We start from the raw sequence: 20,024 nt of genomic DNA, 5'->3' as shown, positions 1-20,024 counted from the left end.
TGTTTAAAAACACTCGGATTTTGCCATCTTATAAAGATCGGTCAACCGATCAATAAACTGCTAAATGATCGGCATTACCACTTAACGTGGCGTTTTTGTTTTATTGTGTTTTTAGCTTATGTAAGATTATCAAACGGGAATGGTGAAAGTCCGAACAACAATTTAAGGTTCGCTATGCTTGTTATTTTTATTGTGAGCCGGAGTGCTTAAGTGATCACTTTGCAGTAACGACTGTAATAACAATACGCTAAAAGGCATGATCTCAACGTCTTTAACTGCTGGACTTTGACCATTTTCTAAGATCACAAAGGCACTAGTGAGTTCATCACCTTGCTTGATATAGCCTGCTAGATTAACAACGCCTTTCATTGACCCTGTTTTAGCCAGCACCTTTTCTTTTAACGGTGCAGCTGTAAACCCTGCACGATACTTTAGGGTACCACTCGCACCCGCTACAGGTAGTTGTTCAATGAGATAATTAAGCGATAAATCATTCTTTATAAGCAATAACACTTGAGCTAAATGTTCTGCACTAAGTAAGTTGTAGCGAGATAAACCCGAACCATCGACGATATTTGCGGTGGATAAATCGATTCCTTGCTGAGTGAGAATATGTTTCATAGCAGCGCTGCCGTTTACAAATGAACCAGGCACCCCATAAGTGTATTGCCCTAAACGCTTTAACAGGCTGTCTGCAATTAAGTTATCGGATTTTAGTAACATGGTCTCAATAAGCGCTGAAAGTGGCTTAGATTGATGCTCTGCGAGCAGTAAGGTATTAGCTGGGCGTTTATTGGTAAGTAATACATCCCCTTTTAAAGTGATCCCGGTATTGTTTAGGATATTTGCAAGGGTTCGTTGTGCGTAAAGGGCCGGATCTGAGATGGCGATAGCAAGCTTTAACGGCTTTTGCCCTTGATAGCAGCCACTGAGTATAAATTGATTATGTTGAAGGCGTTGAAGATTCAATTCGCAAAATGGCTGATTGCCCACTTTGTCAAATACGGCGGTACTAGTAATCGAAACCGGTTCAAACTGGCTAAAGGTGAGTTTACCTAGGTTCGTCGCCAGTGACGGGGTTAGCTTCGCTTTTACGCAATTCTTATTAAGAATATAACGTGAAACCGGCGCGGCATAACAGATCCCTAAATCATCCCACACCCAACCAGGGGCTTGTAAGGTTTCGGTTTGATCACCGACTAAATATAGGTTGCCGTCGATATGCTCCAAACCTTGTGCTTTGAGCTGTTTAAACAACAATCTTAAATCACCGGCGGTGAGAGTAGGATCACCGTCAAAGCGTAAGAACACATCACCCTCGATGCGTTGATTTTTAACTCCCACAAATGCATCAATTTGAGTGTTAAAGGTAAATGCTTTACCTAAAGCAGAAGATGCGGAAACCGCTGTAAGCAGTTTCATGGTACTGGCAGGAACAAATAGCCGGTCAGCATCCTTTCGGTAACTGGCTTCAGAGCGAGTCATAGGACTCACAACGACAGCCGTTTGCGAGGTTTTTGGCTCAATAACCTTAATAATATTTGCAAGGTAGCCGTTAGCAGATGCAAGAGCAGGCGAGAAACAAAGCGTTAAAGCTGTGGTAAACAAGGCTGTTTGTAAAAAGCATATTCTCAAAAGATTATCCTTGTAGTGGTCTCATATCGCTATGAACTCATAAAAATGGGTTTAGGCTAATCATTATCTGTCGGTTCATCTTTTTCCATTAGGCGATACAGCTTCAGTGTGACAAATAAAACCAAGCTAAAAAATAGCGGGATCACCAAGAAGCCTAGCTGCGCTTTAAAATGAAAAATAGCCCATGCAGCGAGGAGCATGACAGCGAGTGTAAGCAGGGTTTTTAGGTTCATCAATTAATCTCGGACGATAAAAAAGGGAGCTATATTAGCAAAAGTCACAGCTTTTATCAGTGACTCATACAGCAAACGATAGGGCTTTTTCATAAAATATTACTGTTATTTTATGGTATCAAACTGACTAAATATTTGGCTAACAGAGCAAGAAGCCACCGAAATTTGGTCCTAGAGACCGATATTGAGAGAAAAACCTTGCTCAAAGGCAGTTAAATCGGTAATTTCTATGCCCTTATCTAGGAGGATCTTTATGCCACATGTAAGAGTTAGCGGTTTACCTGAAACGGTAATTGCAACACTGAGTATCAACTTACTTGAGGCATTAGCCGACATCTGTCAGTCAAAACCAGAATCTTTCATACTCGATTGGATCAACAGTAGCAATTATCGTAACGGCAAAAAAGTCACCGATATCGCTCAAGTCGAGGTGTTATGGTTCCCTAAAGATCCTCAAACACACCATCGTGCAGAACAGGTTATCCGTGAAGCCATATTAAAGGTTTATCCGGGGCTAGAACATATCATTGTGATGTTTAGACAGCTTGAACCAAGCACATATTTTAAAGATGGTCAGCACTATTAAGGAGAGAGCCTTGCTGAGTAAGCTAGGTGGCATACCGCTACAACCAGATTCGCTTTCTTGGTTATTGACGCCTAAAGCGTTAAAAGCTGAATTGTTATCTCGAATTGCAAGCGCAACGCATTCTATTTATATCGCCGCACTTTATTTAGAAGATGATGAAGCGGGGAGAGAGATCCTCGCAGCGCTGATGGATGCGAAGCAACAGAACCCTCAACTTGATATAAAAGTACTCGTTGATTTTCATCGTGCACGTCGTGGCCTTATTGGCCATAAAGGCGATAGCGGTAATTATTTAATGTATCGCAAGGTGATCGAGGCCGCTGAATATCCAATTGATATTCTAGGTGTTCCGGTTAAATCTCGTGAGTTTATGGGTGTACTTCACCTGAAAGGTTTTGTTATCGATGACGCGGTTGTTTTTAGTGGAGCAAGCATTAATAACATCTACCTGCATCAAGATGATAAATACCGTTTTGATCGTTACCATGTGATTGAATCTGCAGAGCTTGCACGCAGCATGCGTGACATGGTGAAAACATATCTCGTTAACGATGTTGCTGTCAGCTCTTTAACTCAACCTAAAGAAACAGAGCATTTACCAACTAAAGGCGAGGTCAGTAGCCTTAAACATCGTCTTTCAAAAGCTGAGTATCAGTTTAGCCAGACGAAAATAGGCAACCGGGTTACACCTTTAGTTGGTCTTGGCCGTAAAAATAACAAACTTAATAGGGTTATTGTTGCCTTAGTTGAAGAGTCTGAAGACACTTTGTTTATTTGTACGCCGTACTTTAATCCGCCATACATTTTAGTTAGGGCGTTGGCTAAGCATCTGCGTAAGGGTAAGAAGATTGACATCGTGGTAGGGGATAAAACGTCTAACGATTTCTATATTCCACCAGAAGAAGAGTTTTCTACTATTGGTGCTTTGCCTTACATGTATGAGCAGTCACTTAGAAAGTTTGCTAAACGTCAGCAATGGGCAATAGAAAACGGTCAGCTGAATATTCACCTTTGGAAAGATGGTCGTAATAGTTTCCATTTAAAAGGGATCAGTGCTGACGGTAAGCGCCATTTAATAACGGGTAGCAACTTAAATCCAAGAGCATGGGCATTGGATTTAGAAAACGGTTTGTTACTGCAAGATGAAAGTGAGTGCTGGAAAGAAAAGTTTGAACAAGAGCAAACGCATATTCTTGAGCATACTGAGCGTTTGTTCCATTACAGCCAAATCGAGACATTGCATAACTATCCAGCCCCTGTACGCAAGATCATGAAGCGCATTAAACGCTTAAAAGCAGATTTTTTGTTAAGGCGTATCCTGTAAGCTTAAGATTTTTGTGATGAAAAAGCCTGCTTATTAGTAGGCTTTTTTGTTCTCATACTTTTATCATTTGACTAATTTTTGCTAAATAGTTTTGCTAAATAACTTGGCGCAAAAGTTTTACTAAAAAGGTTTTGCGAAAATGAATTTGCCTAAACATGCTGTGCATCAACTGTATGAGTACAGAAAAGCTATCTCTTCAAGGCCTTTTACTGCAAGGGGCAAGAATGTAATACGCTGTCAACGTTGCTTACTGGCAGAGACGCTTTGTACCTGTAGTTTGCGCAAGCAGATTGATAGTGATTTAGCGTTTATGCTGATCATGTACGATGATGAAGTACTTAAACCTAGCAACAGCGGACGGTTAATCGCAGATATTGTTCCTGATACGCATGCGTTTATTTGGTCACGTAACGAACCTAATCGTAAGATGCTGTCGATCATCAACGATCCTAAGTATCAGCCATTTGTTATTTTTCCGGCAGAATATGCGGTTGATGGACAATCGGTGGTTGATCGCGTAGAAAAAACAAAACTCGACCAAGATAAAAAGCCGCTTTTTATCTTATTAGACGGCAGTTGGCGTGAAGCTATTAAGATGTTTCGTAAGAGTGATTATCTGCATCAATTTCCGCTATTTTCTTTCTCTCCAGAATCGGCAGCGGCTTATGCCCTGAGAAAAGGGGCGAGAGATTTTCAATTGGGCACCGCTGAAGTGGCCTCGCTGGCGCTGTCAGCAGCTGGAGAAAACAAAAATAGTGCGGTGCTAGAAGCATGGTTTGCACTTTTCGTGGAGTCTTCATTGCGCGGACGAACTCGCAATGTTCGTGAGGCTTCAACATTAAGCCTGCTTAAGCAAAATTATTCTATTGCGTATCAGAACGCCTGCGGAAAAGATAAGTAGAGTAGGCGGTTAGGCGTGCGATTAGCCGTATAAAGTTAATCGGCAAATCAAGGAGTTGAATCTGCTGCTATTTGGGTTATGCTTACTATTTGATAGCTTTTTGGTTGAGCTATTAGTGATTAAGGAGCATCAATGGCAGCTGGTAATGTGTTATTTTTTGGCGGTTTAACTAAACCGTTTATTTCGTTTAGCCGTTGTCTACTGCTCATACCTAGCATGTTTGTTTTTGTCCTCTCAAACGTGGCGCCATTAACCTGTAGTTCATCAGGTCAAGACTTGAGCATGTTAGATAACCTTATTGCAAAACGTAACATTCAAGAGGTGTTTACCTCTGTAGTATCGCTAACTCAATCGCGTAAGATACTGCTGGTAAAAAGTCGCTATAGTGCAGGGCTTGTCTGCCAGGACAAAGGTTGGGAGTTTTGTGCCAGATGGGCCAAATCAGGCCGTAGCCCTGGCAGTCGAATCGCTTAGTGATCTACTGTGTCGGCAAGTTTACTTGCGTATGATTTAAAACATATAAACGACTACATATGAGCTGCTGGATATGAGTTATCAATTAAAAGCTGGCTAGTCGCTTTAATCCTAGCGGTATCACATATCGCTGTATCAAGGGCTCAGTTTTCTTCTACTTGAACGCTTCTACATTACCTTTTTCCCATTAAGAATGCGAGTTCTGCAACGTTACTGACCTGCATTTTTTGCATGACTTTTTGACGATGTAGTTCAAGGGTTCGCTGGGCGACATTGAGCTCTGCCGCGATAACTTTATTAAGCTTGCCTTCAAGTACCTTGTTCATTACTTCATGCTCTCTTGGGGTAAGAGTCGCTAACTTATCACCTAAGGCTTGACGCTCCAGCTTTAGCTGCATGGTTTGCTCTGTTTGTTGACTTGCCTGATTGAGCAGTAGAACAAGCTTATCGCCATCTACGGGTTTTTCTAAAAAATCGAGGGCACCTTTTTGAATCGCTTGTACCGCCATCGCGATACTGCCATGACCACTGAGCATGATAACGGCAATAGGGCTCTGTGCTTGGGTCATATGAGTTAATAGGGCACTGCCATCCATTCCTGGCATCTGTACATCTAAGATTGCGATCCCCGGGCTATGCAAGTCAACTTGATGTAAGAAGGCATCTGCAGAGTTAAAGCCTTTAGGTTGATAACCTAGGCCGTTCAACATCCAGGTTAGCGAGTCTAATACAGCTTGATCGTCATCGACTAGATACAAATTAGTCATTTAAGGACTCCTTAATTGGTAATGTTATGGTCATGGTTAAACCCGCTTGTGGCGGCAGAGTATCTTGATTGAAATTGCTGGTCGCTTTTATTTGGCCATCATGTTCCTCGATGATGCGCTTACAGATCACCATGCCAAGCCCTAAGCCATTCTCTTTAGATGTTTCAAAGGGAAAAAACAGACGTTCTAGTGCGATGTCACTCAGGCCACAACCATTATCTATAAATACAATATGGGCTTTCTGCCTATCTTTGGTTAGCGAGATTGAAAGCTTAGGATCGCTACTGGCTTCCATGGCATCGAGTGCATTACGGATAATGTTGACTAGCACTTGCTGGAGTAAGCTTGGATCCGCGAGTAATTCTACTTGCTCGCAGCTGATCGCTGGTGTTATTAGCATTCGGGCAAACTCTGCGGCCATTAGGCTTAATGTATCGTCTAAAATCTGATTGAGACTGCACTGTGTCATAACACTGGGTTGCTGACAGAAATGCCTAAAGCGCTTAATGGTTGCTTGAGCTCTATCGACTTGCTGAATAGCCTTTGTCATTGCATCTTTTAGATCAGCCTGATCATCTGATAATCGATAAATACAGCCCTGAGTTAAATAACGGATCCCGGCTAATGGTTGATTTAACTCATGGGCGATACCGGATGCCATTTCACCCGTTAATAATACGCGTTGGGCTTTATAGAACTGCTTTGTTTGTTCTAGTAAAGCTTTTTGTGTCTGGGTATGTTGTTCAACTTCAGCCTGAAGATCTTGGGTACGCAAAACAACTAAGCGCTTTACTCGTAAATGATAGATATAACCGAGTAAGAGTACGATTAACACGACGATAACCCAAGGAAGCGCACTCTTAAAAATTGTGGTCCAGTTGGTGACAAAAGGCCACTGCTGTAACTGCTTTAACAGTTTAAAGACTTCACTATCATTGACGGTTGCAGACCAAGAGTCATAACGGCCAACGATAGCCGCGGGCTCATCTTTAGTGATGGATAGCAATGAGCGAACAACGCGAGTTGCCAAAAGATGATCTGTTTTTCCCAATTTGGAGAATGAATAGTAAGGATAAAGCGCACTGGAGCTTTGGCAGTTGAAGTGAGTCTGTGGTTTAGTCAGCACTACATGCAGGCTATTTGGGGCTATCTCTCCTTTACTCACAGCGTTCTCTAAAACACAGGTTGGTAATATTGCGATATCAGCCTTGCCATCTAATACTAAATTAAGCAGTTTCTGTTGTGGAAAGCCGACAAAGTTGAGCTGTTTAAAATCGCTAAACGGGTTTAGGCCGTTTAGCGCCATCTCTCCTGCGAATATTTGAAATCCGCCAAATGCTTGTTTATCTGTAGAAACCGCTGTTAGATATTTAAGAACCGCCATATTTGATACGTCGACATCTGCACGGGTAACTAATGCGGAACCAACGGACAACGTCGGCTGCTTATTATTTAAAGACACCAACGTCAGTATGCTGCTAGTACCATAATCCTTTTTGTAGCTCACCGCGGTTAACGCATTGGTAATTAAGAAATCTAATTTGCCTTGTGCAACATCTTGATCAAGTTGAGTCGGTGTTAGCGCCACCAGCTCAAAGGGATGATTTAAGTCGTCCTCTAATTTATCAATGGTCGGTTGCCAACGCTTTTCTACTGTACCTGGATGTGTGAAAGCAAGCACCCCGACACGTACTGGACTGGCTTGAGTCGATTGTGCTGCGTAGGCATCACTAATAGAGCAGAAAATAAGAGTACTTAAGCTTACTAGGCCAGCTAGTTTTACCAACATCATTTAGCCCAACAGATAGGTGATTCAACAAGAGTTAAAACGCTATTATGACGCTTTTGTCGCTAAATGTTGGGAATACGCGGTCGTTAAGTGAAGCTCATCACGCTTTAGTTGCGATTGCGGAAAACCGCTATATAAAAAATAACCCGTAACTTTATAATTAGTTTACGGGTTAATATTATAATTCCATTGCTTGATTGAAGTTTATTTAATGTATCAATTAATTTTAAATCAACTTTAAATTATTGCTCAGTCATTTTTTAATCTATAGTCGTCAAATTTTTTAGATTCTACTTTATCGCCGGCTTCATTTAAGAACCAAACGGCTTCAATCTCATTGTGACTATTAGTATATTTAATCGCCTCATCTATAGGCATTAAAAATAACGCGGTTGAAATAATATCGGCAAAGAGTTGGTTGCTATTCATCACGATTGTTGTCGATATCCCAGATTCTTTTGGGTATAACGTCTTAGGATTAATGATATGGTGATATTCTTTACCATTAACCCTGTAGTACCTTAAATAATTACCGCTGGATACAACAGTGATATCATTACCGCTTATTATCTCATGGTATTGCTCTTCAAAGAGTTGGCATTGAGGCAAAGTATTATTATATTTTTTACATACTGGGTTTTCTACAGCTGTCGCAAACAGTCGCCCTTGAGGATGAATGCCGTAATGCCTAATATTGCCTCCTGCATTTATCATGAAGTTTTTTAGGCCATCGTTTTTCAATTGTCTGTAGAGCATTTCAGCCATCCACCCTTTAGCGATACCGCCAAGATCGATACTCATACCCGCTTGCATCTCTATGGTGTTTTGTTCTGAGTCTAACGTTATATTGTCTATATTGGTTAATGGCTTAGCTAAATCAAGTGCTTTTTGAGTAGGAATGTTGCACTTATCCTGTTGTTTACGTTCGCCTTTACACTGGGCTCTATGACCTCGCCAAAGATCGATAACAGGCGATAATGCAATATTGAAATAGCCATTGGTTTTAGCATGCCAGTCAATACTTGCTTGGATAAGCTCAGTGAGTTTAGGATCAATAGTGTGCTTTTTCTCTGGCTCATTATTGATGCTTTTAATATTGGTGACGTGTGGGTAAGTACTGTAGTTCGATGCAAGATAATGGTATTTCTGGATTACATTTAACGCGTTACACAATGTTTTATCTAAATGTTCTGTTTCTTTGTCATATATATCGATACTTATTGATGTGCCAAAATACTTAAGTGTTGTTAGGTTCGTTTTTATCTCATCAGTTATTATAATTGCGTTACCTTCACACTGATATGGTCTACCTTTTGTGTCCACTTTAATGATGGTGAAATCTGGCGCTTCAGGAAAATTGTTTTGTGTTTGTGCATAAGCCGAATTAGATATCACGAACATGGAAAAAAGTAATCTTGATATAACTCTTTTGGAACGATTAAATTTAGAGCTGTTAGATACAGTACCGTTGGATGTAGTACCGCTCATTACGGACGAGTACATCATAGGTAATCTGCATGATTTACGCGAAGCTGGTATTTTATTCACATTACTCTCAGGCTTAGATGGCAATATTTAAATAAATATCATGGACAGTGAATTGAGTGAAAAACAACTTCTCGTTATGTTAACTCTGTCATATAAATAGAACTAAGCAAGCCTTATTGCGGAAAACCGCAATTGTGGATAAATTTAAAACTTATATTCTGAACTCAATGCAATAAACATTGAAGGCCGACAGAATGAAAACCTTAACATTATTCAATAAAACACTTGTAAGCAGCGCAATATTATTCGCCACCATGACACTTGCAGGCTGTTCAACAACCATGAGCCAAGGTAAGTATGCTGATGGTACTCATGATGTATCAGCTAAAGGCAAAAAAAGTGTAATCACGCTAACCGTCGAAGTTAAAAATGGTCATATCGTTGATATCAAAACAAAGTCTCATAAAGAAACTGAATCACTTTACTTAAATGCTGAGCGCTTATTGGCTAAAGTTGTGGCGAATAATGGCCATGAAGGTATTGATGCTGTTTCTGGTGCGACCTATTCATCGAATGGCATTTTAGAAGCGATTAACACTTTGCCTAGAGCCGATGGTAGTCAACCTGAATATGTGTCAGTAGGTGCAAAAGATGAATCAGCTGATGAAGATTTCAAACTGAAATGGTCTATTCAGCCTCAACTTGGTTTATTAAAGGGTGACTATTATTACCAAGAGGCCCGCTTCCGTCAAGGTCACATGGGTAGTGTAGCCATAGTTACCGAGCTTAAAAACTCAGATAACGTGATATTTGCAGAGTTTAATGAAAGTGGGCGTCCTAACTACTACACCCGTTTATACCAAGATGTCCCTAAGCGTATGTCTGAATATAACTTTTCTATGGGTAAGAAAAAGGGCACGGCTTGGGTTCAATCAGCTCTAACCATGGAAAAATTAATGGTAGAGCAAGACAAGCTAACTTTTGAGCTTAATCCTGATTTTGATCCATCGTTAGGCAATAAGCTTAAAGAACCGAATCGTTTAAAATACACCGGCATCGATGTTGTCGCTGGAGCCTCAAACAGTATTCAACAGTCTATGGTACCGCTAACTGCCAAAATTCATGCTCAGATCAATGGGGATGGTACTCATCAACGTTTTTATCAATACGCTGAAAAGCTCGTTGATAGCAAAGGTAAATGGACTGGCGTAACAGCCATGTTGCGTATTGTTGTCGACACCAATACTCAGCAAATTACCAAAGCTCATTACGACGAAATCTTTGCTGATGAGAAAGCTTCGATCACAGATGCGTCGCAAAAGAAGTTCTACCGTCAGTCAAAGTATGAATCTATTAATTACGTTGAACCGGCTCGAATTGGCTTTAACGTGATGATTGATGCGCTTAATACTCATTTGCAGCAAGGCGGCTCATTATTCTTAATTAATGATCTACCTGCTACCGGCGATACCGGTAGCTATGCTGCGACGGGTTTCACTAAGCGTTCTAACTCTTGGGATACTTACTTGAAGCAAGCTGAGATCTTATATACGCAAATGCGCCAAGACGGCGTGATTGTTAAACACAAACAAAACTAATCCAGCTCTGGACGTCGACTCCTAATTGCCACAGAGCCAAGGAGTCTTCTTGCCTTTCAACGTATTAATACATTAAAAGAGAAGATGATGAAAACAATTAAACTGACTTTACTTGCCGCAGCAGTGTTAGCTTCACCAACTGTAATGGCTGATGCTTATAAATTTTATGGCCGCATTGATTACTCAATTACACACTCTGACAGCGGTAGTGCAACTCACAGTGGAAAAAGCGGTACCATTTTAGAAAATAACTGGAGCCGTCTTGGTGTTAAAGGTAACGCACCGTTAAATGATGATTTTAGTGTATTTTATCAAATTGAAGTGGGTGTAAATGGTGCAACTGAAGGTAAACAAAACAATCCCTTCTCGGCGCGTCCAACGTATTTAGGAATAAAGCACTCTACAGCTGGTCAACTTGCCGCAGGTCGTATTGATCCAGTTTTTAAAATGGCAAAAGGTACTGCCGATGCTATGGACATGTACTCGCTAAAGCATGACCGTTTATTTGCGGGTGATAAACGTTGGGGTGACTCACTAGAATATAAAACCGTTAAATGGAATAAAGTACAATTTGGTGCAAGTTATATTTTAGAAGATAACTACTACGGCGAAGATGATGTTCGTCGTGATAATGGTAATTATCAAGTTGCACTAACATATGGTGACAAGCTATTTAAAACAGGCGACCTATATCTAGCTGCAGCCTATACTGACGGTGTTGAAGATATAAAAGGTTTCCGCGCAGTTGCTCAGTATAAGTATGATAATTTAATGTTAGGTTCTATCTATCAGAGCTCTGAAATTGTTAATCCAAATTTAGATAACTGGCAGCAACGTGATGGTGATGGCTTTACTGTCAGTGCTAAATATCAAATTGATAAGTTGACGCTAAAAGCGCAATACGGACAGGATGATTCAGGTACAGGTAAAATTGCTGGGCGTGTATATGACAAGTTAGGCGCTGCAGCGACAGACGTACCAGAGGTGTCTCAATGGGCAATTGGTGCAGAATATCGCTTATCTAAGTCAACGAGAGTACACACTGAATTAGGCCAATTTGATGTAAAGCAGTACTCAGATTTTGATGATACTATCGCAAGTATTGGTTTTAGAATAGACTTTTAAGCGCTAAATTAATTCATAGTTTGCTCCTCGAGGGTGTACAAGGATGTGCACTTTCTTGGTTTACTCGACTAAGTTTCATGTACTATTTCTTCATAAAAGACTAGTCTATTTCATTTTAAAACTGACTGTTCTCTGCACCTATATTACTCTGTACTCATCATTTTCATGATCACTTCACAATCAGTCTCACAGTTACTCTCTCTGCCATGCTCATTATTGTTAAAATAAAAATTAATGATACTGCCACCAGTTTTATTCATATATCTGACTTTTTATGTTGTTAAGTTAAAAATATCTCGGGTTTGCACTTTAACTTTTGAGTAATAATTCAAACTCATGCATAACCATGCTACAGCCTTAACTAAAGCATCACTCGTTGATAAAGATAAACTCATGTATCATCCATCACATATTTTAGCACCTGGGATCACCAATGCTGCCAATCGTAGATGACTTTATCGCTCCGCCATGTTTTGAAGATATTACAATACTTTATCGGGACGATGATTTACTACTTATCAACAAACCCTCGGGCCTTTTATCTTTGTCGGGTAAGCATCCCGCTAATTTAGATTCGGTGCACCATAGATTAGTGAAAGATTTCCCCGGATGCTCTCTAGTGCATAGATTAGATTTGGGTACGTCTGGAATTATGTTGATCGCACTCAATAGGGGGATAAACGCGCTACTGTGTAAACAGTTTAGTGAGCGTAGCGTGTTAAAAAGATATAACGCACTTTTATTGGGAGCACTTGCTGATGATAACGGCTTGATATCGGCCCCAATTGCTAAAGACAAACCTAATTTTCCTATGATGAAAATCTGCGCCGAAAGCGGTAAACCATCTTGTTCCCGTTATAAGGTATTATCTAGAGAAAGATTTTCTGTCATTCCAACAGTACAAAAGCAAATGCTAATTGAGAATGTTGATGATAAATCTATAGATGTCACTCGAGTTGAATTAACGCCCGAAACAGGTCGTACTCATCAATTACGGATCCATAGTCAATACTTAGGTCATCCTATTATCGGTTGTGATCTTTATGGCACTTCATTTTCACATAAAGTGGCTTCAAGATTAATGTTGCATGCAACCCGACTTGAGTTTGATCATCCTATTACAGGCAAAAGAATACTAGGATATAGCCCATGCCCATTCTAGTTTCGAAGGTTATTGTGATTCAATTAATAATAGTTTGTAATGATAGCTTTTAATCTTCATCCTTTTAATTGGCATTTGTGATTGATGTAATCCGTGAGGCGAGTAGTTAGTACTAATACTAAATTATTTGATTAGGTTATTTAAAGTTAGCACCATCTTCATATGTCTACTTGTAACAGCTAACAGCTAACAGATATTTAGCTGATGTTCTAGATAAAAAACCAGCTAGTTTTATATTTACCGTGCTGATAAATATTTATCATTCGCGTACTGAAAATATAAAAATTGTGGAATTTAATTAATGTGATATACAATCAATATCAACATGTATAACTCGGTATTAATAATTGAGATTTACACTTTTTAAAGTACAATATGTTTAAAGTGCAATATGTTTGTAGTGAAATATATTTAAAGCATGATACTTTCTTGAAATACACAGGCAACTCAGCTTCACAATAAACTTGTTTTATAACTAGGAGCTATATGCAAATTATTAAGGTAAGCGCATTATTTTTAATCGTAGCAATAACGTACATCATCTATATTTGAAAATGCTCTTAACATTAATTCGGTCTTAATCTTGCTCTGTTTTCAATATGAAATAGCGTGTTAAAATAATATAGAATGAACTACTGTATTTTAAATAAATTTAAAAAGTTATTTTTAAAACGATAAAAATCAATAATACTGTTGCGCTTTACATCAGAGCTTTATTTGGCAGTGAGAAGCCTGTCCAGGATTTACTGTTAACAAAATCAATCGTAAATGGAGGCTTCAATCAGCTAAGTAGCATCGATTGCTGTCGAAACCAAGCACCGCATATTAAACAACTAATCCTTTGGCTTTAGATAATGGCGAAGTGAACGCGGATCTGTATGACCCGTCCTACCCATAATATAGAGATGATCTTTATTGTTTTCATGTAGCTGGGTAACACAACCACTTCTTAAACTATGAGCACCATAAAAACGAGAGTTTAGTCCGGCTCTGTCGCAATATTTTTTTATCATCTGATAAATATCATCTCCCTTTAAGAAACCTTTTCCCATTCTTGGCTTGTTAACAATATAATCTCGTACACTGTTTCCATCTCGACTGAGGGATCTAAAAAGGTGGCCTTGTTTTATTTTAGTTGCCGTAAGCCATAGCTGTACAGCCTCATAAGCAGAAAACATTTCTTGTTTAGGAAGATCTTTCCACTCTCTTTGGCCCTGTTGATTACTTTTAGAGTAGGGCACTCGCACCTTAAGTTTTTCTCTCAAAAAACTAATATGTTCTACTTTAATTTCAGCCAACTCTGAACGTCTAAACCCACCTTGTAATCCAAGTTGTAAAATAGCTTTGTCTCGTAATCGCGTTAACTCTTGCGGCTGTTCATCGATCACAGACAATAGCATCTCTAGTTCATCATAAGTTATTGGTTGCTGATCGTAATCTGACATATGCCGATATTGATTGCGCATTAATCCACGCATAACTCTTATCACCAATGGATGTTCTGTTGGCGAATGAAAACTGGCTTGAATATGAAAAAAACGGATCGCGGCTAATCGAGTATTGATAGTTTGTTTTGAAAGCTGGTGGCCACTTTTTTCTTGGTACAACTCTTTTTGATGACCGATAAACGAAATGACACTTCGTGGATCCGCGGGCAGGGCATTTAATCCGTGTTGTTCACAGTAACGTTGAAAGATCGAGAAACTTGAAGAGTAAACTCTGCGAGTATTGTGAGATATTTCATACTGAGTTTCATCTGCGGCACTTTTATAATCATCTAAGATTGAAACCGGCAATTGTTGCTCTCGAAAAAACTTTTCATCTGAACCTTGGCTGTACTGCGATTTGTTTAGGGTATTGATTTGAGGGTGAATATTGTCATAGCCAGAGGTAACGACATTAGCGTCGGGATCGCTTTTAGCATGGAAGTTAGCATGAGGATCTACTGCTGCAATATTGACTGATAATTCGACATCTGTTTTTTCTGCATTATTGTCAATATCATCTATGTTTTTATCAACACTCATCTTTCAAATACACCTAAAACCAACATCTGCTTGTGGAGAATAGCCCAGTAAATCACTGATATTCTACATAAATCCTGTATTTTCTACCAGTGATAATCGTCATTATCACTGGTAGAGATTAAAAAAGATAGAATTGCGTTTTTTATGAACAAAGGTAGCCATTCTTTGCTCACTTTAACAGCAATAGTGAAATCAAAACTTAGTGGTTAAAATTAACCTGCTCAGGTGCATTGCACTTGAGAAAATCATTTCAATAAAGAATGGTGTAACCATTTTAATGTTTGAAATTGGTTCTAAATTGAGTTGGCTTTGAGTTAGAACTAGTTTAAATAAATTGAGACAAGGCATAGGTAAATAACGTGGCAATAATATCTAATAGGTAAGTCTGACATCATTATAATTTGAGTAAAATTTTACACAGTAAAACTATCCTGCAGAAGGACGGCCATTAAGACCAAGCTAACTAGAAACAAGATAGCAAGAAACAGAGTATTTATGAATAAGCTAGATTAGCATGTAGGTTCTAATATGTGAGTGATAACACTTGATAACAACGGGTTTAGTATGGTGACACCATTTTATCTGTCTTACCTATATGTATAGAGGGCAATATAAAAACACTAGATTTAATAGATAGTTATATAGAGAAAAGAGTAATACTTTTATATAATGTGGTTACACCATACTTTATCTGTTGGTTATTTCCTTATGCATTATTCTGATACTTATACAGGGCTCGAGAATTTATTATGGTCACACAAAAAATGTTATCTGAGGTTGAACAAAAGTCTAAGCTTGTGACTGAGTCTAAATCTGGTACAGATACAAAAAATCCAGTTAAGCCAGCACAAGTTTGGCAGTACCATAACGCAAAGCCGACAGCAGGGCGGATGTTAAAACTGCTGCAACTCGATGAACTGATATTTGCGTTACCTTTGATCTATCGTCTCATTCCATTAACTGAAGTTACAAAGAGAAAAGACTGGTTCGTTGAATTTAATTCTAATGGCGATAGTCATCAGCTGTATATTATGTTGACAGAAAGTTTATCAGAGCTAAATCATAAGCGTAAACAGAATCGTGGTTTAGATATAGCTTTGGAAAAATCGAATATTTTGCTCAACCAGTACTTCAGTGATTATGGTTGGAGAATGGTTCGTAAAGAATTATCGCAAATAAAAAAACGTAAAAAAAAATCACATATAGAGATTGGTAATGATTTAGTCACTCGCTTAAAAGAGTTCATGTCTATCAATCAAGTCGATACTTTTGATCAAGCAATTGATTTTCTGTTAAGTGAATATCAAGATAGAAACTAAAGAGTGAGGAACACTTGGCTAATATATAAGAAATTTTATCCAAGTATATTCTTGCCTTTCACTCGGTTTGCTCTCGGTTTAGTTCTGTTAAACGTTAAGATACGCAGGATCATTACAATAATTTAAAGCCGTTTGCGTTATCTTTTCACTGAATCGATTTCGTTTTGTGTGTTCTGGTGCCCAGCCAACGAGGAAGCGTTCAAAGTCAGCCCAGGCAAAAAAGACTAATTTTTGCCACTCTTTGATGACGAGTAAGGCATCAATATTGGGTTGGTATAATTCTATGGCCCTTGCAAGCTCTGAAAAATAATCATGCAGTAATACTGAGAAATTACTCTCGCAGTCTATTTCAGTCAAACAACTACCAAGCAAGTAAATGACATCTTTAACACCCACTCCAGTGCCTACATATTGAAAATCGACAGCGGCCACATCCGTGAATTTTTTGTTAAAACAGAAGTTTGCAACTTTGGCATCACCATGTACTAGTGTCTGATATTTGCATTGTTTCAGTATGTTATCTATCTTGGCTGCATTTGATTTTAACATTGTATCAGGCATTGCAAGCCATTCTTCATGGCGAGTTTCAAGATGCCAATATGTTCCAATTGGCCAAAGCCCTTCATGTGCAGTCTCAGTTGAAATTTTTAAAAACTTTGCATGAAAATGCGCTAACCAACGAAGACATAACTTAGTTTGATCTATCGTCAGACATGACGCTCTCGTTGAAAACCCGTTTGAATCTAGATCAGTCATAACAATCAGCTGGGTCAATCCATCTCTATGTTTGAAGCTTGTCATCCCTAATAGCATAGGTACTTGACAATTATGATCGCACTGGTCGGCAAAGTCTTTATAAAAGTTCATTTCAACTTTATAAGAGTTGAGTTTTCTCTGATGTGAAAAAGAGCCAGCCCATCCTCTTGGGTGCTTTACCTGCTTTGGCGGACAGATATGTTTTACGATAAAGGTATTTGCACTCTTGAGCTTGCTCTGTGTTGATGAAGTGAATCGGTATCTTGCTATCTCACCATATCCAGCCCAGAGCGACTGTATTGTTTCTACTTTGTAGAAAGATTGTGTGCCCAATATGTAAGACAAGGCCTCCTCAACAGATTTTACATTTTGTTTCATTAATGAGCCTTAGTGAAGATCTGTTCAAGTGATGGACAGGAAAAAGGCTGTACTATAATCGATATACATAAGAATTCAAAACAGAGTATGTCCATTGATTCTGTTGATGATTAAAGTAAAATTATTTGATAAATAGGAATTATTAATGAAAAGTTATTTATTAGCAATTGGTTGTATGTTGTTACCGTTTAGTGCCATAGCCAATATTATTGTGGATAAAACAGGAGTTGATGAGAAGGACTATGTATATGATTTGCATCAATGTACAGAGTTATCAACTCAAGTTAAACACAAAAGTACAGACTCGAGCGCTGTTGGCACTGCAGCTAAAGGTGCTGCAATTGGCTCTGCCGGTAAGGCTATCGCAGGTGGTTCAGGTTCCGATGGGGCAAAACAGGGCGCTGCAATAGGGCTCGGAATTGGGGTGATTTCTAAGGGTAGAGAGAAGCGCCAAAACAGAGATTCATTTGAAGCCGAGCAGCAAACAGTGATCAAAAACTGTATGACAAATCGTGGCTATGTGGTCTTAAATTAACAGGATAAATGGGATTACATTTAAACTGGCAAGAGATGGTCCATACTTGCCAGTTGTTACTCACATGTGATTCTGTGGTTGCAGAAGCTCATCTGCAGTAGCTAAACTTTCATCACTTAAATTGGTGTGAGTTTTACACTTTCTTTACCTTTGCAATCTGATTAGGTGTTCTGCTTTATCTTTAACATAGACTAAGTCTATCAGGGCAAGCATGGCGCTGTATCGGTATCCAATAGTCGAGCAGACGCTCTAACACTTGATTTGCTGAATAATATCGTTTGATAACACATTTATATAATAGACAAGCTTTTGAAATGCATAGATGTTAATGAGTAACTAATACTTCATATTTTGTATTTTTTTCCTCATTATTTCGCAACTTTGCATGACTCTGAACTAGACTGAGCTTTGATGATAGAACTCGATCTTTTTAAGGTAAATTAAATGACTAAACATGTACTCATAACTGGTGGGAATCGCGGAATAGGCCGTGCGTTCGTTGAGCACTATTTAAAGGCGGGCTGGCAAGTTACAGCTAGTTGCCGAAACCCCAAAAAAGCAGTAGAGCTGTCGGTGCTAAAGTCGAACTTCGATCAGCTAAAGGTGATAGCGCTAGATGTTACTGTGGCAGAATCCATTTCGGCATTAACCACTGAATTAGATGGCGTTCCGATAGATCTACTCATCAATAACGCCGGGTATTATGGTCCTAAGGGAGTCAGCTTTGGACAAACGGATGCAAATGAGTGGCGAAGAGTACTCGAGATCAACACCATTGCCCCTTTACTAATAACAGAAGCCTTATATACAAATCTCAAACTTGGGTCTAACAGCATTGCTGCATTTATCTCTTCCAAAGTTGGAAGTATGCAGGATAACAGTAGTGGAGGGGGCTATTACTATCGCTCGTCAAAAGCGGCACTAAACTCTGTCGTTAAAAGCCTTTCAATCGATCTTAAAGCTGATGATATTAAATGTGTCGCCTTACACCCTGGCTGGGTGCTAACTGCAATGGGGGGGCCTAATGCATTAATAGATACAGATGCATCAGTAAAAGGAATGATGCAAGTATTAGACTCTTTAACACAAGAACAAAGTGGTGAATTTTATGATTATCAGGCTAAGGTGATCCCTTGGTAACAGTATTTAGAACAGAATACGTTACACGGTTGCACCTGGATAAAAACGATTGCTGTTGAGAACTACTGACTGACAAATTGTAAAAATAACACATTTATTATGTGTATAAATTATAATTTACTTAATGAAACTACTCAAAAAAACATATTTTTGATACTCTACATCTTTAATCGAGTTAACGTGATGTCAGCCGTTCATACGTCTATAAAACGACGATGAACATCTCAGTTTTCAGGATTTTAGAAAAAAATCTATCGGTATGCAGAAAATAACTAAAATTTAGTTTGCATCTGCTGAAAAAAGGAGTACTTTCGCGCTCCTTAATTTAACTTAACTGGAAGAATTGTAATGAGCGACAATAAGTTTATTATCGGAAGTGAAGAGTGGTGTGCATTCCCAGCTCTTGGTGTTCCTGCAATTAAGGCTAGAGTAGACTCTGGCGCCAGAACGTCATCAATCCATGCTGTCAATATCCGACCTTTTAAAAGAGAAGGCGAGCCATGGGTTTCTTTTGAGCTTCACCCGATACAAAATAGTCGCAAGATCATTCTTCGATGTGAAAGTAAAGTTATCGATCGTCGTAATATCAAGAGTTCAAATGGCGAATCAGAAAAGCGTTACGTTATTGCCTCTGTTATTCAGCTAGGTGGTCACGCGTGGGAAGTAGAACTTACATTAACGAACCGCGATAGCATGGGTTACCGCATGCTGTTAGGCCGTGAAGCGATGAGCAACAAGACCTTAGTTGACCCTTCTGCTTCATTTTGCTTAGGTGAGCAAAATGATG

General features: G+C 39.1%; 17 protein-coding genes and 1 pseudogene. 11 read left to right on the top strand and 7 right to left on the bottom strand.

The window, feature by feature from the left end:
- Positions 1 to 162 precede the first annotated feature (162 nt).
- Positions 163 to 1,635 carry a D-alanyl-D-alanine carboxypeptidase/D-alanyl-D-alanine endopeptidase gene (gene dacB, locus ACVBIU_RS01780; protein ID WP_447162727.1) on the bottom strand — a complete coding sequence of 491 codons (1,473 nt, stop codon included), beginning with the start codon at positions 1,633 to 1,635 and terminating at the stop codon, positions 163 to 165.
- A gap of 56 nt (positions 1,636 to 1,691) precedes the next feature.
- Entirely contained in the window at positions 1,692 to 1,868 is a 177-nt protein-coding gene (locus ACVBIU_RS01775; RefSeq protein ID WP_447159322.1) for a hypothetical protein, read from the bottom strand.
- A gap of 253 nt (positions 1,869 to 2,121) precedes the next feature.
- On the opposite strand from ACVBIU_RS01775, the gene ACVBIU_RS01770 reads away from it, so the two are divergent.
- The 4 genes from ACVBIU_RS01770 (at position 2,122) to ACVBIU_RS01755 (ending at position 5,153) form a co-directional block, all read left to right on the top strand.
- Entirely contained in the window at positions 2,122 to 2,454 is a 333-nt protein-coding gene (locus ACVBIU_RS01770) for a DUF1904 family protein (RefSeq protein WP_447159321.1), read from the top strand.
- A 10-nt stretch (positions 2,455 to 2,464) separates the two neighbouring features.
- On the top strand, positions 2,465 to 3,778 hold the full coding sequence (gene pssA / locus ACVBIU_RS01765) for a CDP-diacylglycerol--serine O-phosphatidyltransferase (protein WP_447159320.1): 1,314 nt from the start codon (positions 2,465 to 2,467) through the stop codon (positions 3,776 to 3,778).
- A 139-nt stretch (positions 3,779 to 3,917) separates the two neighbouring features.
- Positions 3,918 to 4,679, top strand: a complete 762-nt coding sequence (locus tag ACVBIU_RS01760) for a tRNA-uridine aminocarboxypropyltransferase (protein ID WP_447162728.1) — start codon at positions 3,918 to 3,920, stop codon at positions 4,677 to 4,679.
- A 132-nt stretch (positions 4,680 to 4,811) separates the two neighbouring features.
- Complete coding sequence (locus tag ACVBIU_RS01755; protein ID WP_447162729.1) at positions 4,812 to 5,153, top strand: hypothetical protein; 342 nt, start codon at positions 4,812 to 4,814, stop codon at positions 5,151 to 5,153.
- A gap of 173 nt (positions 5,154 to 5,326) precedes the next feature.
- Here ACVBIU_RS01755 and ACVBIU_RS01750 read toward each other — a convergent pair whose 3' ends face one another.
- The 3 genes from ACVBIU_RS01750 to ACVBIU_RS01740 form a co-directional block, all read right to left on the bottom strand.
- Positions 5,327 to 5,920 (bottom strand): response regulator transcription factor, encoded by a 594-nt coding sequence (locus tag ACVBIU_RS01750; RefSeq protein WP_447159317.1) that lies wholly within the window; start codon positions 5,918 to 5,920, stop codon positions 5,327 to 5,329.
- Positions 5,913 to 7,709 carry a sensor histidine kinase gene (locus tag ACVBIU_RS01745; RefSeq protein WP_447162730.1) on the bottom strand — a complete coding sequence of 599 codons (1,797 nt, stop codon included), beginning with the start codon at positions 7,707 to 7,709 and terminating at the stop codon, positions 5,913 to 5,915. The genes ACVBIU_RS01750 and ACVBIU_RS01745 overlap by 8 nt, the downstream gene beginning before the upstream one ends.
- 249 nt (positions 7,710 to 7,958) lie before the next feature.
- Positions 7,959 to 9,197: an FAD:protein FMN transferase gene (locus tag ACVBIU_RS01740; RefSeq protein WP_447162731.1), complete on the bottom strand. Its 1,239-nt coding sequence runs from the start codon at positions 9,195 to 9,197 to the stop codon at positions 7,959 to 7,961.
- Between the two features lie 254 nt (positions 9,198 to 9,451).
- On the opposite strand from ACVBIU_RS01740, the gene ACVBIU_RS01735 reads away from it, so the two are divergent.
- The 3 genes from ACVBIU_RS01735 to ACVBIU_RS01725 all read left to right on the top strand — a co-directional run bounded on the left by ACVBIU_RS01735 (position 9,452) and on the right by ACVBIU_RS01725 (position 13,082).
- Positions 9,452 to 10,795: an FMN-binding protein gene (locus ACVBIU_RS01735; protein ID WP_447162732.1), complete on the top strand. Its 1,344-nt coding sequence runs from the start codon at positions 9,452 to 9,454 to the stop codon at positions 10,793 to 10,795.
- 84 nt (positions 10,796 to 10,879) lie between these two features.
- Positions 10,880 to 11,920 carry a porin gene (locus ACVBIU_RS01730; RefSeq protein WP_447162733.1) on the top strand — a complete coding sequence of 347 codons (1,041 nt, stop codon included), beginning with the start codon at positions 10,880 to 10,882 and terminating at the stop codon, positions 11,918 to 11,920.
- 433 nt (positions 11,921 to 12,353) lie between these two features.
- Positions 12,354 to 13,082, top strand: coding sequence for an RluA family pseudouridine synthase (locus tag ACVBIU_RS01725; RefSeq protein ID WP_447162734.1), 729 nt, complete (start codon positions 12,354 to 12,356; stop codon positions 13,080 to 13,082).
- Positions 13,083 to 13,915: 833 nt separating this feature from the next.
- Here the strand turns inward: ACVBIU_RS01725 and ACVBIU_RS01720 are convergent.
- On the bottom strand, positions 13,916 to 14,944 hold the full coding sequence (locus ACVBIU_RS01720; protein WP_447162892.1) for a tyrosine-type recombinase/integrase: 1,029 nt from the start codon (positions 14,942 to 14,944) through the stop codon (positions 13,916 to 13,918).
- 914 nt (positions 14,945 to 15,858) lie between these two features.
- On the opposite strand from ACVBIU_RS01720, the gene ACVBIU_RS01715 reads away from it, so the two are divergent.
- Positions 15,859 to 16,428 carry a hypothetical protein gene (locus ACVBIU_RS01715; RefSeq protein ID WP_447159310.1) on the top strand — a complete coding sequence of 190 codons (570 nt, stop codon included), beginning with the start codon at positions 15,859 to 15,861 and terminating at the stop codon, positions 16,426 to 16,428.
- Positions 16,429 to 16,515: 87 nt separating this feature from the next.
- Here ACVBIU_RS01715 and ACVBIU_RS01710 read toward each other — a convergent pair whose 3' ends face one another.
- Positions 16,516 to 17,562, bottom strand: a complete 1,047-nt coding sequence (locus tag ACVBIU_RS01710) for an oxidoreductase family protein (RefSeq protein ID WP_447159309.1) — start codon at positions 17,560 to 17,562, stop codon at positions 16,516 to 16,518.
- 145 nt (positions 17,563 to 17,707) lie between these two features.
- Here ACVBIU_RS01710 and ACVBIU_RS01705 point away from each other — a divergent pair, with 145 nt between their 5' ends.
- From ACVBIU_RS01705 to ACVBIU_RS01695, 3 genes and pseudogenes are all read left to right on the top strand, one after another.
- Positions 17,708 to 18,097: a glycine zipper family protein gene (locus tag ACVBIU_RS01705; RefSeq protein WP_447162735.1), complete on the top strand. Its 390-nt coding sequence runs from the start codon at positions 17,708 to 17,710 to the stop codon at positions 18,095 to 18,097.
- Positions 18,098 to 18,541: 444 nt separating this feature from the next.
- Positions 18,542 to 19,237, top strand: coding sequence for an SDR family oxidoreductase (locus ACVBIU_RS01700; protein ID WP_447162736.1), 696 nt, complete (start codon positions 18,542 to 18,544; stop codon positions 19,235 to 19,237).
- Between the two features lie 348 nt (positions 19,238 to 19,585).
- A pseudogene (locus ACVBIU_RS01695) lies at positions 19,586 to 19,993 on the top strand (ATP-dependent zinc protease family protein); the annotation flags it as partial.
- Positions 19,994 to 20,024: the final 31 nt, after the last annotated feature.

The organism is Shewanella sp. 30m-14 (assembly GCF_052977125.1).
The sequence above is the reverse complement of the archived record's forward strand: the minus strand, read 5'-3'. Positions and strand labels throughout refer to the sequence as shown.

Bases quoted from the DNA above. Each gene is read 5' to 3' on its own strand.
- ACVBIU_RS01705 (WP_447162735.1), top strand. From the start codon at position 17,708: ATGAAAAGTTATTTATTAGCAATTGGTTGTATGTTGTTACCGTTTAGT.
- ACVBIU_RS01715 (WP_447159310.1), top strand. From the start codon at position 15,859: ATGGTCACACAAAAAATGTTATCTGAGGTTGAACAAAAGTCTAAGCTT.
- ACVBIU_RS01745 (WP_447162730.1), bottom strand. From the start codon at position 7,709: ATGTTGGTAAAACTAGCTGGCCTAGTAAGCTTAAGTACTCTTATTTTC.
- ACVBIU_RS01760 (WP_447162728.1), top strand. From the start codon at position 3,918: ATGAATTTGCCTAAACATGCTGTGCATCAACTGTATGAGTACAGAAAA.
- ACVBIU_RS01700 (WP_447162736.1), top strand. From the start codon at position 18,542: ATGACTAAACATGTACTCATAACTGGTGGGAATCGCGGAATAGGCCGT.
- ACVBIU_RS01755 (WP_447162729.1), top strand. From the start codon at position 4,812: ATGGCAGCTGGTAATGTGTTATTTTTTGGCGGTTTAACTAAACCGTTT.
- ACVBIU_RS01775 (WP_447159322.1), bottom strand. From the start codon at position 1,868: ATGAACCTAAAAACCCTGCTTACACTCGCTGTCATGCTCCTCGCTGCA.
- ACVBIU_RS01725 (WP_447162734.1), top strand. From the start codon at position 12,354: ATGCTGCCAATCGTAGATGACTTTATCGCTCCGCCATGTTTTGAAGAT.
- ACVBIU_RS01735 (WP_447162732.1), top strand. From the start codon at position 9,452: ATGAAAACCTTAACATTATTCAATAAAACACTTGTAAGCAGCGCAATA.
- ACVBIU_RS01740 (WP_447162731.1), bottom strand. From the start codon at position 9,197: ATGAGCGGTACTACATCCAACGGTACTGTATCTAACAGCTCTAAATTT.
- ACVBIU_RS01730 (WP_447162733.1), top strand. From the start codon at position 10,880: ATGATGAAAACAATTAAACTGACTTTACTTGCCGCAGCAGTGTTAGCT.
- ACVBIU_RS01710 (WP_447159309.1), bottom strand. From the start codon at position 17,562: ATGAAACAAAATGTAAAATCTGTTGAGGAGGCCTTGTCTTACATATTG.
- ACVBIU_RS01750 (WP_447159317.1), bottom strand. From the start codon at position 5,920: ATGACTAATTTGTATCTAGTCGATGACGATCAAGCTGTATTAGACTCG.
- ACVBIU_RS01770 (WP_447159321.1), top strand. From the start codon at position 2,122: ATGCCACATGTAAGAGTTAGCGGTTTACCTGAAACGGTAATTGCAACA.